Origin of the sequence: Bacillus sp. EKM501B (genome assembly GCF_011800505.1) — a bacterium.
Classification (GTDB): domain Bacteria; phylum Bacillota; class Bacilli; order Bacillales; family Bacillaceae_G; genus Bacillus_A; species Bacillus_A cereus.
Window position 1 is genome coordinate 153044 of record NZ_JAALFZ010000009.1, and the last position, 14817, is coordinate 167860.

Below are 14817 nucleotides of genomic sequence, written 5' to 3' on the forward strand. Positions count from 1 at the left end.
CTTTGACGCTGTCTTTTTATTTGGTACATATACAGTTTTTAAGTTAGCTTCATATCTTTTTCATTATAAAAACCATCTTCTTTTTCCATTTCCTTCTGTAATTTCGTAAAGGAACGATACATTGCAATTCTCCATGACACAATCATCGCAAACGCAAGTAAGAAGAACATGCCACTAAGTTGTCCTAAATCAAGAGATTGACTTAAGTAGGTTTTAAATACAATCCGCACTACAAGTAATCCAATTAATATGAAAACAAAGGCTTTTGAACGCTTCAAATAAATCTCTTGTCCTCTAATTTCAAATTTAGATGTTTTAATAAGAAAAATAGAGAAAATCAAACCGACACCAATTGCTTCTAACATTTCTGCTGGAGTTAATCGAAATTCAGGAAAAACATACATCAATGCACCCGTACTCATAAAAAATGGTGGAAGTATAATTTTTTTCAATGTTGCAGGTTTCTTAGCTGCTTTTAAACGAATAAACATCGCACCGACAGCCATACAAACAGCAACGATACTTGATAAAAGAACTATGTTCATATTTTCTCATCCTTTTTTGTGGCTATATGCAAAATATACTTTCATTATATGCTTTTCCGTTAGTATTTCCAACATTTTCGCAGAATAATACTAAAAACCAGTAAAACCACCAAATAAACTTGAGAAATATACGATAATTTTCGTCATCCAGTTAAAGTATAGGAAGACACCCATAACAATCATAATATATCCTCCGACTTTCATGAAGGCCATACTATTTCTTTTAATCCAAGACATTTTCGTAATAAAGAATGACAGTACGAAAAACGGGATTGCAAATCCAAGTATGTAAGCAATCATATATATCATTGCTGATTCTGGATTTGTTGCTGCTAATCCAATTACAGACACTAGAATTGGTCCGGTACATGGCGTCCACCCTGCTGCAAAAGCTAATCCGATTAGTACTGATCCAAAATAGCCACTTGGACGATTTTTAAATGTAAATTTACGGTCTTGCATTAAAAATTTCGGCTTAAACACCCCGACAATAATTAAGCCGAACACGATGATAAATATACCACCTAACTGTCTGATTAAATCTTTATAGTCAGTAAAGATTCCTCCAATAAAACTTGTACCAAATCCAATTGCAATAAATATAATTGAAAATCCAAGTAAGAAAAACGCTGTATGTATCATACTTCTTTTGCGAAGCATTGCATTTTCTTCTTTCAATTCAGAAACCGACATACCTGTTATGTACGATAAAAATGCCGGATAAAGCGGTAAGCAACATGGGGAAATAAATGATAAGAACCCGGCGCCAAACGCTAAAAAAATACTAATATCTTGCATCATTCCACTCCTCTCCCTAAATATTGTAACAAAAACACATAAAAATACTATGAACAATTCGTGAAATCACTTTTACAACGTGGCAATAAGAAAAACCGCACTTCCTCACAGTTTCTAATAAAACGTTTTCATTTCCTTCTATTATATAGAAAAAACCCAAATGGATTATAAACTCCTTTAATTGTTATTACCATAACAAAGGTAACATAGTTTCTCAAATAATTAGCACGTTACTAGTACGTCTATATACATATTGGTTTAAAAAATATTTTTTTCAAATGCTATCTCTATACAATGCAAAGTTTATTTTATAATACTTCTACTATTAAAAATTTCAAGATTATGCATAAATATCATACTTTTATTATTATTCTATAAAATGTCATACTTTTCTTTCATTTGACCCTTTATTTCTAATTTTGTATACTTCCCTCTAGTTATATATTTTCGATACGGAACAACTTCATATAGATGGGAGGAATTTTTCATGCTTCGTTATTCTCTTTTAGTTTTATTAGGAGCGTGTAGTTATGGAATTTTAGCTATTTTTGTTAAGCTTGCATATGCAGAAGGATTTTCACTTGGAGAGGTAATTGGCAGCCAATATTTGTTCGGTTGGATTATTTTGCTTGCTATTACACTTCTATTTTCTAGACATCGCGTTCCTTTAAAGCAAGCATTACTTTTATTCGTTGCAGGAACATCTGCAAGTTTTACCGGAATTTTTTATTATGCTTCATTAAAAACTGTACCAGCTTCTATTGCAATTATTCTTTTATTCCAATTCGTTTGGGTCGGAATTATCATTGAAGCAGTCGCAACAAAAACATTACCTTCAAGAGAAAAAGTTATTTCTGTTATTTTCTTACTTGTAGGGACATTTTTATCAAGTGGTTTACTTGAACAATCAGTAGGTGCTTTCGATACGACTGGGGTCATTTTAGGTTTATTATCTGCTGTTACATTCGCAACATACATTTTCGTAAGCGGAAAAGTTGCTGTTGAAGTACCTTCATTACCGCGCGGTGTTCTCTTAATGACTGGTGCTTTAACTTTAGTCATGATTGTATTCCCACCAACATTTATTTTTAATGGTGCCATTTCTCAAGGTCTTTGGAAATACGGTTTAGGATTAGGAACATTTAGTATCGTTATTCCATCTATTGCCTTTACAATCGGGATTCCAAAAATCGGTTCTGGCTTAGCGACTATTCTTGGTGCAGCGGAACTACCAGTTACAACAATTATGTCAGTATTCGTTTTAAAAGAGGCTGTACTATCTTCACAATGGTTCGGTGTATCACTTATATTAATTGGGATTGCAATCCCGCAAATTGCATACGCAATGCGTGGACGTTATCGTAAACATCATACGCATAAAAAAGTCGCAGCATAAAGTGAAACTTTAATTAGTTGAACCAATCGGGCTTTTATGGGATAAACGAGAGAGGATTTTCATTTGAGAATCCTCTCTTTTATTGTTGTATACTTATGATAAATATTTTGCTGAAGAAAGAAGGCATACTACATGGTATCTATTTCAAATCAACTAAAAGAAAAACTTATTTCCATCCGTCGACATTTACATGAGTATCCAGAACTATCATATGAAGAGTTCGAAACAACAAAAGCAATAAAAAATTGGTTAGAAGAAAAAAACATTACTATCATTGATTCCAATTTAGAAACAGGAATTATCGCTGAAGTGTCTGGTAATAAAAACGGACCAATTGTAGCAGTTCGTGCTGATATTGATGCCCTTCCTATTCAAGAAGAAACACATTTGTCCTATGCATCTAAAGTACGAGGGAAAATGCATGCTTGTGGACACGATTTTCATACAGCTGCTATTTTAGGTACTGCTTTCTTATTAAAAGAAAGAGAATCTTCCCTAAATGGAACGGTTCGCTTCATATTCCAACCAGCTGAAGAAAGTAGTAATGGCGCTTGCAAAGTTATTGATGCTGGACATTTACGTAATGTGCAAGCGATTTTCGGCATGCATAATAAACCTGATTTACCAATAGGTACAATTGGCATTAAAGATGGTCCACTGATGGCCGGAGTTGATCGATTTGAAATTGAAATTCACGGAGTTGGTACACACGCGGCTGTACCAGATGCTGGAGTAGATCCTATTGTCGCATCCTCTCAAATTGTGATGGCACTGCAAACAATTGTAAGCCGAAATATAAGTTCATCTCATAATGTAGTTGTTAGTGTTACAAATATTCATGCAGGAAATACGTGGAACGTGATTCCTGAAAAAGCTACGTTAGAAGGAACGATTCGCACATTCCAAGCTGAAACACGTGAAAAGATTCCAGCACTCATGGAGCGTATTATTAAAGGTGTATCTGATGCATTAGGTGTAAAAACGAAATTCCGTTTTTATTCAGGTCCTCCTGCTGTTCACAACGATAAAGCTCTTACAGACTTATCTACTCAAGTTGCCACAAAGATGAATCTTAATATCATCTCGCCTAGTCCGTCAATGGCTGGAGAAGATTTCTCATTTTACCAACAGGAAATACCAGGTTCATTCGTCTTTATGGGAACGAGCGGTACACATGAATGGCATCATCCTGCTTTTACAATTAATGAAGAGGCACTGCCTATAAGTGCAGAATACTTTGCTTTACTAGCCGAAAGAGCACTTAAACAATTCTCATAAAAAAAGCCGTTCAAAGTGCATCTCAGCACCTTGAACGGCTTTTCTTATTAAGTTAAATCACGTTTTAAAAACACAGTATATGAAATACATAAAAATACGAACAAATAAAGTAACAACATACATGATGCAAACGGGAATGTTACTCCATCAATAAAACTTCCATTCTTTGAAATACTATATAAATCTGTGTTTGCTGGCAATAAATATTTCGCCCAGTTATATCTAGTGGCTGCTAATAGCGCAATATTGCCTGATAAAGCAAGGAATAGTGAAATACCAATTGCACCTCCACTAGATCTTGTTAACACAGAAATCATAAATGCAAACGATGCGTACACAACCGTTGGTAACCACGATAAAACATAATATTTACTTGCTTCTACAAAAATGTTTTGTTTTATTATATTTCCATCTTGGAAAATAAACTCACTCCATGCAGGCTGTTGGAATTTATAAATAACAAGTCCACATAAAGCGGAGAAGATCATATTAAATATAAATAATAAAGCTGCAAATATAACAATTGCTAAAAATTTTGCTGTTAAAACTTTAAAGCGACTCGCTGGTCGTATCGTTAAAAATTTATATGTTCCCCAGCTATATTCATTCGCAAAAATTGTACTTGCATACACGAGGATAAATGGGAGCAAAATTGGAAATACGATAAAACCTGTATCTCTCATGAAAGAAAGTGGAGAACTGCTTGCCGGTGCTGTATCCGTATCTAAATGCTTCATCTTAAGCTGGTATTCTTTTACAAGCTCATCCCCTGATTTTTCTGCTAAAATAGCTTCTTTTTTCATGCCAAGCTTTTTCTCAATTTCTACAGTTCGTTCTGTATAATCTACTTTCCATCCTTTTGTTTCCGGTTCAAAATACTTTACCGTAACCCATCCTAATCCGATTATTAATACTGCAATAACTGCAAATGGAATAATCGTTCGCTTCCGCTTAAATATTTTATACAGTTCGTTATATACTAAATTAAACAATATCTTTTCCCCCTGTTAATTCTAAAAATTGCTCTTCTAACGTTTTTCTTTCTTCATATACACGATACACTTGAATATTTTTCTCAAACAATGTACGAATAACATTTGGGATTTCTTCATCTTTTACATTAATAAGTAATTCATTATCTTTTACTAAAACATCATGCCCTAATATTTCTGCTGCTTTATTCGCATCATCTACACGTATACGGATCGTCTCCATCTCTTCGCTTTGGCTATGCTGAATATTTTGCGTAGCCACATATTCCCCGTGCTGAATAATGATAACTCTGTCACACATTAATTCAACTTCTGAAAGTAAGTGACTTGATACAAGTACAGCTTTTCCTTGTTCATGTGCAATTTTTTTTATGTACATTCTCATTTCATGTATTCCACTAGGGTCTAATCCATTTGTCGGTTCATCTAGTATCAACACGTCTGGATCGTGAATAAGTGCCTGAGCGATTCCTAAACGTTGTCTCATGCCGAGTGAATACGCTTTTACTTTGCGATCAATTACTTGTCCCATCCCTAACAATTTCACTACTTCATCGATACGTTCTTCGGTCACATTACCATTCATTCGTCCGAAATATGTTAAATTTTCATAGCCGCTCAAAAAAGGATAAAATTCAGGTGTCTCAATTACCGCTCCAATTTTCGCAGCTGTTTTTTCGAATTGCTGTTTCACAGATTGACCATCAATCCATACTTCACCTTCTGTCATACGGATCATACCAACCATCATTCTCATTAAAGTCGTTTTTCCAGCACCGTTTGGTCCGAGTAAACCGACAACCTCGCCTTTTTTCACTTCAAAACTAATATTTTGTACAAGTGTCTTTGATCCGATTCGCTTCGTTAACCGATCGACTTTTACAATTGATTGTTCATTTGTCATTCTATACAACCTTTCCTTCCCATTCTTTGTCAGGTCTTTTCACTGTAACATGATTATTTTTATGTGTAAAATAGAAAAAAGCATGCTTTCTCATGCCCTTTCTTTAAACCGCAACGAATTTTCATCTTTTAAATTTCGAACAAATCGATAACATTGCATCATCGATATTAAAACGACAGTCATCATAATTACACTAATAATTACAACTGCATATATTGTAATTGGCGCACTATTTATTCCTTGTATCCCTGCGATTTTCATAAAGATAACCGTGAATAATTTCAAAAATAGCATCCCATTAATTAATCCAAAAACAAATGCTGCTCCATAAATGAATAATTGCTCCTGACATAATACACATAGTACCTCTTTTCTTTTCATATTTTCTGCTACATAAGATATAAACTCCTCCCTCCTCACATGCAAAAGGGAGTACATCATTTTATATGTAGTAAAAATACATATGAAAATTAGTACAATAAAAAGTGTGTAAAAGTACATTTGAAATACAAATGCATCCCCTACTTTCAAAATAGCTCCTTCATTAAATTGTAACGATATCATAAAAAACAAAATCATAGTACTCATAGCAATCCACATAAATTGCTTCATCCTTTTGGTAGCAAATGTTATAATATTTTTTCTCGCTAACCGACATAAAGACATAAAATTCTTCCCCTACCTTATTACATACGCATTCTATACTACTAGTGTATAAAAATATGACATTTTAAACATCGCACTACAATCGGAATTTCTTCTAAGTCTTTAGTCCTAGAAAACGAAATGATAAAAAATCACATTTAGAATATAATTGTAAAAAGGAGGAGGTTGCATGCGTATAAAATTACTATCAATCTTGTGTTTATTATTACTCACAAGTTGTAGCCAAATAAAAAACAATGAAGTTGCCATTGTTGAGCCATACAAATTAACAAAGGAGCAAGCTTCTATTTTACAAATGACTCCTTTTCAAGAAGGAAATAGCATATTTTATAACGTTACGCTTAAAAATGATAAAGATGAAATAAATGCTACAATTGATTATTATAACAATGGTAAGAAAACAAAAGAAATTGCTAATATAGCTACCTCACATTTTTCAAAAAAGAAAGTAAAGCTTTCTTTTTTACCACCACATTTCCAATTTGATAAAGATATACAAGAAAAAAGGCAGTGGTATCTGAATATTGAAGGTGGTTCAACACTTGTTCCTGAAGAAGCGCCACCAAGCGTAAATAGCTCTGCAACTACTACAATCCAATCTATAAAAAATTTAAAATACAATCAAAAAACAACTTTAGCTGCTGTAATCCAAACCAGTAAAGAAACTGTAAGCGTCCCTACAATTGACGAAGAAAAGGGTATTGATTTACTCTTAAAAGAAAATGAACACGTTTATCTATTTAGTATCGAGCTAAAAAAAGAACAATAAAGCGGAAATGCAACTTAAGTTGCATTTCCGCTTTATTGTTTAATAAGGTGTACTTTTATGGATTTGAATCAAATCCATTTTCTGTTACTACTATTATTCATCTTCTACTTCTATTCTTTTCTTCTCTCTTGCAATTTTTAAAAACTCTAGCAGCTCTGGATTACTATTCATTTTTTTGTAAGCCACTGACATTTCTGCAACAAAATTAGAATCATATAACTCTTTATATACAACTTCTGTTTTATATAACTTATTTGCCGACACGGGTATTACTGTAATTCCAATCCCTGCTGCTACAAGCCCCATAACTGTTTGATACTCTGTTGCTTCTTGTACAATACGCGGACTAAATCCAACTTCTCTGCAAAGAGATAAAATTGTATCATACAAAGCTGGCCATACTGGTCTCGTAATAAATACAAACGGCTCATCTCGTAAATCTTCTATATGTATTTCATCTTTCTCTGCAAGCGGATGTGCCTTTGGTAAACATAAGGTGCATGATAACCTTTGAATTGGCTCTAATTCTAATAATTGCGTTGGAATTGGTGGACGTAAAAAGCCAATATCGATACGGTTATCATGAAGTGCATGAACTTGATCTGGTGTTGACAATTCATGTAATGCAACAGACACTCTCGGAAAATTTTTTCTATATTCCCTAACAATTGATGGTAAAATATCATATATCGCCGCACCTACAAAACCAATTGAAAGTGATCCTACTTCTCCCCTTTGCGCACTTTGTGCAACTTCTACTGCTTTTTCAATTTGTTCAAACGCCTTTTTTACTTCTTTTAAAAACATTTCTCCTGCTTCTGTTAGTTCAACCTTTCTTTTCGTTCTTGAAAATAATGTAACTCCCATTTCTTTTTCTAATTGCTGTATTTGTTGACTAAGTGGTGGTTGTGTCATTTGTAAACGAGCAGCCGCCCGTCCAAAGTGTAACTCTTCTGCCACAACAACAAAATATTGCAAATGCCGTAATTCCATTTTTGGACACCCTTTTCACTTTCGATTAATATGTCTAATATATTAATAACATATAATTTATATATTAGACAAATATTTCGAATGAACGTATAGTAGAAATTGTTAATTCTTTTTTACAATTTTTATGTAAAAAAAGAAAGAGGTGGTTACTGTATGAAATGGTGGAAGTTAAGCGGACAAATTTTATTACTATTTTGTTTCGCTTGGACAGGTGAATGGATTGCAAAACAGGCACACCTCCCAGTTCCAGGAAGTATAATCGGTATTTTTTTATTATTAATTTCATTAAAATTTAACCTAGTTAAAAAAGAATGGATACAGGACGGAGCAGATTTTTTATTAAAAGAACTTATTTTATTTTTCATCCCTTCTGCAGTCGCTGTCATACGTTACAGAGATACACTAACACAATATGGAATCGATCTCATTTTAATTATTATGATTAGCACTCTTTGCGTTACCTTAGTTACAGGACTTTTAACAGAATTGCTACTAAAGCGGAAAGGATCAACGCAATGATCGGATTTCTTTGTTTACTATTAACACTATTCACATATTGGATATCAAAAAAAATGTATCAACGTTGGAATTGGAGTCTACTTTCTCCTCTTCTCGTCTGTCCCATTATTTTAATTGCTTTATTGCTCGGATTAGATACACCTTATGAAACATATGAATCTGGTGGTCATTGGTTAACTGAATTATTAAAGCCCGCAACAGTTGCTTTTGCATGGCCAATCTATAAATACTTTGATTTATTAAAGAAACATGGAATGGCTATCTTACTTAATGTCATTGTCGGTTCGTTTTTATCAGTCATTACTTCAGCACTACTAGCAAATTATTTTCAAATTGATTCATCACTAGAACATAGTTTAGCGCCACATATCGTAACAACACCAATCGCAATGGCTATTTCAGAAATGATTGGTGGTATGTCACAATTAACTGCTGTATTTGTCGTTTTAACTGCCTTAACAGGAGCATTGCTCGGTCCTTCTCTCATACGTATTTGCCGTATTAAAACAGCAATCGCAAAAGGTATTATGTTAGGAACGAGCGCAAATGGAACCGGTACATCAAAAGCATTCGAAATCGGTCCTGTGGAAGGAACAATTGCAAGTTTATCTATGCTTTTAACAGCAGGCGCTAGTTTAGTTATCGTTCCGCTTTTCTTGTCTTGGATACATTAAAGAAGCAAGTATTTACATACTTGCTTCTTTATCTATATATTGGCACAGCAATTCATAATCCTCTGGAAAGGCTAAACACAATTGTTCAACTTCATGTATCCCTTTCCAAGCAATTTCATGTATTAACTCATCAGGATCTTGGATTTTCATATTACCGCCTATTTGTTTAACAAAATAATAATGGACATACACTGGAACACCGTATGTAATACCCTCTTTTTCATATATTTTATTTACAACTTCCACATTGTAACCTGTTTCTTCCCAAACTTCCCTAATACAACATTCTTCTAGTGTCTCTCCCTTTTCAAGTCCTCCACTTGGGACAGACCACCTTTTTTCTTCTCCCTCTTTGCCCTGCAATACCATTAAAACTTCATTTTTTTCATTTACACATACCGCTGCACTACCTATCCATCTCTCCATAAACATCCCTCCCCTACTAAAATTCGCCTTCTTTATTATTTTCCCCTTGAAAAAAAGAGGAAAATAATAAAACAATGACGAAAAGTTACATCAACTTCATAGACAATCCCTTCTTAGAAATTAAAACTGGAAGGATGAAAATATGATTTCTAATTATGTTGTGGAATGTGTCTTTTGTGAAGAAAATCGAAAACCTCGCCAAGCTATTGTCACAGTTCCCGCCACTACTCAGCTACTAGCCCTTGAAAAAGTGCGCGCGGAATGCAAACGTCGCTTCGGAAAAACTGTATTATTGCAAACAGAAATTAAAGAAGAAATAATTTTCGAACAAAAAGAAAGCTGACCATAAATTGGTCAGCTTTCATATCCGATCATATTTTCACATGAAGATTAGGGGCATCCTCTTTAAGGATCGGGATTTTCCCATTATGTACGTTCCATAATGGTCATCGAACAATATATTTCTATACAATTAAATATTGAATAGAATAGGGCAAAACTTGTTCGCATTTTTAGAAAAGGGATAGGGATATAATTCAAGTAGTACTTCGAATACTCGAACTTTACACTCATAATATTAAAGCAAATCCTTTTATATGGGAAATATGAATTACCTATATAATTCATTCGTAAAATATATTAATAGTTTGCTATATTAATTTTATCTCGCTATTTGTAAGCAGTAACCCCCTACTGATTATAATTTCACTTTATTCCATCAATAGCATACACCCAGCTAAAACCGGTGTCATAATCATCGAAAACCTCAAAAGCGTTCGCGGTGCATAATTTGTAAACTTCGCGCCAATGTATGCCCCTAACATGGTCCCAATCAATACTTGCAATAACAATATATAATCTAAATATCCTTCCGAACTATATCCTAGCCCGCCTCCAATTGCAATCGGTAATATAACAAGCATTGTTGTCCCTACAGATTGCTGAATCGTTAGTCTCAATAGAACCATTAATCCAAGCTGAATAAACGGTGCAGAACCAATCCCAAATGAACCAGCCATCATTCCAGTAACTAATCCAAGGCATATACATTTCAACAAGTAGTTCATGGAAAACTCTTTATGCTTATATAAAGATGACTGTTCTTTGTTTTGGAACATAATTAATTTAATAAACATAAAAATTGCCGATAAAAATAACATCCCAGCTGTAAACCAATGAAGAAGATGTGCTGGTATAAGTGAACCAAATTTAGAACCAATATAAGAGCCAATTGCGCCAAATCCTCCAACAATCCCGCCTATAATAAATGCAACATTGCCTTCACGGTAATGACTGACAACACCTGATAATGTCGTAAATGCCATTGCAGTTAAAGATGTTGCAAGAGCAACATGAATAGGAATATGGAATACTAAAGTGAGTATCGCGATAATAAACCCAGCTCCTCCAGCTCCAACAAATCCTAATAAAATACCCATTACTAACATTGTTATAATAATTGCCACAGACTTTCCCTCCAGTAACACAATTATCCATCATATTTATCCTTACATACAAATAAAAAGCATCCTAGATGGATGCTTTTTATTTCAATGATATGTACTTAATCTTGATTAATCAAAATAACTGCTGGACCAGCGACCACCACTCCAGCTACTTCTATCTTTTCAAATTCCTTTACTGTAATAGAGATAACTCCTTCTCTTTCCATCAATTCTTTACTCAGGACATCAGTCGGGATTGCTTTCACCGTCTTACCTCCTTTTCATTTATACAATATGATAAAGTGAAACTTTAATGAGTGGGGTTTTTGTCCGTACTTATTAATTATTACCCCTCACCAATCGGACTAATAATCACCCAATGCATCTATATATATGCATCACCTCCGCTTTCATTCCTTATTCCACTCAAAAACCTTCTCCCCCTTCCGTGACATATTGAAAAATAAAAAAGAAGCTATAACATATAGCTTCCCTCTACGTTTCTTTAATCTTTATGCACCGTATATTCCATGACTTTTCCATCTCTATCAAATTGGAAAACAAGCTGTTCGCTATCTATTGGAATAAAGCCACGTTCAGTCCCAAGATAATACAAAGTGGTAACTCCTTCTTCCCCACTTCTCGTTTCCGTTGGAGCTCCTAACAATTGTATAATTTCTTCATTTGATTTCCCTATTAATTTATATTTTTGTAATAGATCATCTACCATATATACCCGCTTATCTGCATGATTTAACCATCTATTTTGATTAAACTTTGATGTATATTCATTTACACTTAGTTGTACAGTGCACACTATTAATGGTATGAGTGCTACTATTAAAACCCCCAACATTTGCTTCTTTTCTTCATTACGATTTTTAGAAACATATAAAATAGCCCTTTGAATCATGACTAATAAAACAAATGGTATGAATACTACAAAAATGCTCCTTACACTTAAGGGTATATGGACCATATCAATGACGAATATAAATAGAATGTACATTACTATATACAAACAAAAATAGACATACAAAATGCCACGTAGCATAGCGTTCAGAAAGATCTCCCCTTTTAACTCACTATATAATTCATCCGGCTAATCATTTCTCGAATCTGTTCTAATTCTTGCACTGTATATACTACTTTCCCTGCTAAGATTTCATTTCTGAAGAACGTTACAATTTGCTCCCGATTTTTTAATCTAGGTGTTTCCTCACTAGAAAGATCTATTATTTCTTTTCCATTTTCATTATAAAAATATACAACTGGTTTTACCTTTTCTTTTATACTATTAGCCTGCATTTCTTTCAAACAATTGTATAAAATTTGAGATAGTTTCTTCGCCTTATATACTGGATTTCCTTCATTTTTCACTTGTATAGTTGACGAATCTTTACCTACTATATATTCAAATGTCTCTTCTTTATCAACTTCTTGTTGATACTTACCCATTTCATCAATCATAAATGAATATATACCAGCATTTTCTTTCGTTAAACCATGAATTAATTTCTCGTTCCATTCTTTCGTCTCCAGTAGATAAATACCAGTTTTGCACAAGATGAGATGATGGATTCTATTATCGTTTATTTCACTATTATTTTTAATAAAAACATTCGGCATGACTTGAAATTCAGCATCTAATATGATGCCTTGCTCTATGAATCCTCGCTTCATATAATGTAATGTTTCGTACGTATTCATTTCAGCACCGTTTTTAGTATATTCTCGTAAATTTGCAATTAATTTTTGAAACATATGTATTTCGTTATTATGTTTATTTTGCATTTCACTACGTTCTTTACTATACTGCATAGCTAATTGATTTTTCATCATACGCATATTTTCAATTTCTCTATTTGCACTTACTTGTAAATCATTGTATTTTTTCTGTTCCATATTTTTTAAATTATTTTGTTGTTCTTTATGCTCTATCACCGTAGCTGCAATTTCATTTTTATACGTTTCAATTGCTTGTTTCTTTTCAAATTCTACTTGCTGACTCTCTGATTCTAACTGTTTATTTTTATAAAACAGCACAAATACTACAGCTAATAATATTAAAACCGCACCTATTAGCACATAATTCATATTTTTACCCCTTTATTTCATTTTTGATTATTTTTTATAAATATATCTACTATAGTATACTATGGTTTCGATATAGACTTTGTAAAAGTTGTATATTTTTAATAAAAGGCACCTCTGACGGGGCACCTTTTATTTTCACTCTATTGTACACCATACTGAATATAACTCGGATCGTAGTATATCCATTGATTTGTCCCTAAGCAAAGCCATCCATCTTGCTTACTCCATACTCGATACGATTCACCATGATGTAACTGTCTTATAACATTTCCATTTAATGATGGAGCATCACGCAAATTTACATTATCACCAGTAATAGTCGCCACATAATGTTTATACTGAATATAACTCGGATCATTATATACCCACTGATTTGTCCCTAAACAAAGCCATCCATCTTGTTCTCCCCAAACTTCATATGTTTCGCCACGATTCAATTGGCGAATTACACTAGACTGCAAAGATGGTCCACTTCTCAAATTCACATTATCTCCATTAATTATAGCAACCCCGTACACTGGAGTTGCATTATTAGGCAGGGAAACATTACCTCCACCACTTGCTCCATTCCCTTTTAAAGCTTCTAATGAAACTGCAGCTGATACATCACAATTTCCTACGCCTGAAATTTGTCCAGAATCTGTGTACTGCCACGCTGTCCACGCTGTCCATCCACCAGCATCAGCAGGCGGTGTACTCGAGTATTTAGCAATCCAAAGCGGTATATCACTTAATCCGCTAATTCCGAACTCATTAATATACCAAACTCCTGTATATAACATTACATCTTTTCCAGTAGCCTGTTTCACATAATTTATGAAGCTTCTTGCCCAATTCGATATAGCGTTACCAGTTAAATTACTGTTGCTCGGATCTGTTGGTGATTCTAAATCCAGAACTGGCATTAAGTCTGTCTGGTTATTTTGTAATATACCCACAAAATATTTCGCCTCTGAAATTGCATCATTTTGTTCTGGGCGTGCAAAATGGTATGCACCAATTAATACATTCGCATTTCGTGCTGCTTGTACATTCTTAGTAAAAGTAGGATCAATGTAGTTTACACCTTCTGTCGCTTTTGCATACGCTGCTGGAATTCCAGATGCCTTCACTGCATTCCAATCAATATTCCCTTCCCAATGAGACACATCAATAAACGTAACATTTGAACTTGATCTGTTTTGCATATAAAATCTCCTATCAATTTTTTTACTTCGTATACATACAATATGTACAAGTTTCATAAGAGGACACAACATTTATGCTATAGAAACAAAGAGTAAACATATGTTGTATACAAAATAAAAAAGACCTT

Annotated in this window: 19 protein-coding genes; 6 read left to right on the forward strand and 13 right to left on the reverse strand. The window is 33.8% G+C overall.

What is annotated here, in order from left to right:
• Positions 1-38: 38 nt before the first annotated feature.
• From HFD78_RS17965 to HFD78_RS30110, 3 genes are all read right to left on the reverse strand, one after another.
• A complete protein-coding gene (locus tag HFD78_RS17965) occupies positions 39-545 on the reverse strand; it encodes a CcdC family protein (protein ID WP_001028440.1) in 507 nt (168 codons plus the stop codon).
• A gap of 90 nt (positions 546-635) precedes the next feature.
• Entirely contained in the window at positions 636-1343 is a 708-nt protein-coding gene (ccdA, locus tag HFD78_RS17970) for a cytochrome c-type biogenesis protein CcdA (protein ID WP_001152676.1), read from the reverse strand.
• Positions 1344-1359: 16 nt separating this feature from the next.
• A complete protein-coding gene (locus HFD78_RS30110) occupies positions 1360-1509 on the reverse strand; it encodes a peptidase T (protein ID WP_071686460.1) in 150 nt (49 codons plus the stop codon).
• Positions 1510-1830: 321 nt separating this feature from the next.
• On the opposite strand from HFD78_RS30110, the gene HFD78_RS17975 reads away from it, so the two are divergent.
• Together HFD78_RS17975 and HFD78_RS17980 are read left to right on the forward strand one after the other, a co-directional pair.
• Positions 1831-2739, forward strand: a complete 909-nt coding sequence (locus tag HFD78_RS17975) for an EamA family transporter (RefSeq protein WP_000947046.1) — start codon at positions 1831-1833, stop codon at positions 2737-2739.
• Positions 2740-2871: 132 nt separating this feature from the next.
• Complete coding sequence (locus tag HFD78_RS17980) at positions 2872-4017, forward strand: M20 peptidase aminoacylase family protein (protein ID WP_116291535.1); 1146 nt, start codon at positions 2872-2874, stop codon at positions 4015-4017.
• 47 nt (positions 4018-4064) lie between these two features.
• Here the strand turns inward: HFD78_RS17980 and HFD78_RS17985 are convergent, their stop codons facing one another.
• From HFD78_RS17985 to HFD78_RS17995, 3 genes are all read right to left on the reverse strand, one after another.
• Positions 4065-5009 (reverse strand): ABC transporter permease, encoded by a 945-nt coding sequence (locus HFD78_RS17985; protein WP_000482761.1) that lies wholly within the window; start codon positions 5007-5009, stop codon positions 4065-4067.
• Positions 5002-5913, reverse strand: coding sequence for an ABC transporter ATP-binding protein (locus HFD78_RS17990; RefSeq protein ID WP_116291534.1), 912 nt, complete (start codon positions 5911-5913; stop codon positions 5002-5004). The genes HFD78_RS17985 and HFD78_RS17990 overlap by 8 nt, the downstream gene beginning before the upstream one ends.
• 90 nt (positions 5914-6003) lie before the next feature.
• Complete coding sequence (locus HFD78_RS17995; RefSeq protein WP_000050597.1) at positions 6004-6579, reverse strand: FtsX-like permease family protein; 576 nt, start codon at positions 6577-6579, stop codon at positions 6004-6006.
• 169 nt (positions 6580-6748) lie between these two features.
• Between HFD78_RS17995 and HFD78_RS18000 the strand changes: the two genes are divergently transcribed.
• Positions 6749-7348 (forward strand): hypothetical protein, encoded by a 600-nt coding sequence (locus HFD78_RS18000; RefSeq protein ID WP_001220602.1) that lies wholly within the window; start codon positions 6749-6751, stop codon positions 7346-7348.
• Positions 7349-7441: 93 nt separating this feature from the next.
• Here the strand turns inward: HFD78_RS18000 and alsR are convergent, their stop codons facing one another.
• On the reverse strand, positions 7442-8341 hold the full coding sequence (gene alsR / locus HFD78_RS18005) for an acetoin biosynthesis transcriptional regulator AlsR (RefSeq protein WP_000423236.1): 900 nt from the start codon (positions 8339-8341) through the stop codon (positions 7442-7444).
• A 153-nt stretch (positions 8342-8494) separates the two neighbouring features.
• On the opposite strand from alsR, the gene HFD78_RS18010 reads away from it, so the two are divergent.
• Positions 8495-8860, forward strand: coding sequence for a CidA/LrgA family holin-like protein (locus HFD78_RS18010; RefSeq protein WP_000872365.1), 366 nt, complete (start codon positions 8495-8497; stop codon positions 8858-8860).
• Positions 8857-9534 carry an LrgB family protein gene (locus HFD78_RS18015; RefSeq protein WP_000578954.1) on the forward strand — a complete coding sequence of 226 codons (678 nt, stop codon included), beginning with the start codon at positions 8857-8859 and terminating at the stop codon, positions 9532-9534. The genes HFD78_RS18010 and HFD78_RS18015 overlap by 4 nt, the downstream gene beginning before the upstream one ends.
• Positions 9535-9546: 12 nt before the next feature.
• Here HFD78_RS18015 and HFD78_RS18020 read toward each other — a convergent pair whose 3' ends face one another.
• Positions 9547-9960 carry an NUDIX hydrolase gene (locus tag HFD78_RS18020; protein WP_000442975.1) on the reverse strand — a complete coding sequence of 138 codons (414 nt, stop codon included), beginning with the start codon at positions 9958-9960 and terminating at the stop codon, positions 9547-9549.
• A gap of 142 nt (positions 9961-10102) precedes the next feature.
• Between HFD78_RS18020 and HFD78_RS18025 the strand changes: the two genes are divergently transcribed.
• Positions 10103-10303: a DUF3903 domain-containing protein gene (locus HFD78_RS18025; RefSeq protein WP_000625226.1), complete on the forward strand. Its 201-nt coding sequence runs from the start codon at positions 10103-10105 to the stop codon at positions 10301-10303.
• A gap of 367 nt (positions 10304-10670) precedes the next feature.
• Here the strand turns inward: HFD78_RS18025 and HFD78_RS18030 are convergent, their stop codons facing one another.
• The 5 genes from HFD78_RS18030 to HFD78_RS18050 all read right to left on the reverse strand — a co-directional run bounded on the left by HFD78_RS18030 (position 10671) and on the right by HFD78_RS18050 (position 14689).
• The gene (locus HFD78_RS18030) at positions 10671-11426 is read right to left on the reverse strand and encodes a sulfite exporter TauE/SafE family protein (protein WP_000974655.1); all 756 of its coding nucleotides are present in this window, start codon (positions 11424-11426) and stop codon (positions 10671-10673) included.
• 98 nt (positions 11427-11524) lie between these two features.
• Positions 11525-11671 (reverse strand): BC1881 family protein, encoded by a 147-nt coding sequence (locus tag HFD78_RS18035; RefSeq protein WP_000644411.1) that lies wholly within the window; start codon positions 11669-11671, stop codon positions 11525-11527.
• 239 nt (positions 11672-11910) lie between these two features.
• Positions 11911-12459 carry a hypothetical protein gene (locus HFD78_RS18040; protein ID WP_000943751.1) on the reverse strand — a complete coding sequence of 183 codons (549 nt, stop codon included), beginning with the start codon at positions 12457-12459 and terminating at the stop codon, positions 11911-11913.
• Between the two features lie 23 nt (positions 12460-12482).
• The gene (locus HFD78_RS18045) at positions 12483-13502 is read right to left on the reverse strand and encodes an NERD domain-containing protein (RefSeq protein WP_098568753.1); all 1020 of its coding nucleotides are present in this window, start codon (positions 13500-13502) and stop codon (positions 12483-12485) included.
• Between the two features lie 140 nt (positions 13503-13642).
• A complete protein-coding gene (locus HFD78_RS18050; RefSeq protein WP_098202835.1) occupies positions 13643-14689 on the reverse strand; it encodes a GH25 family lysozyme in 1047 nt (348 codons plus the stop codon).
• Positions 14690-14817: the final 128 nt, after the last annotated feature.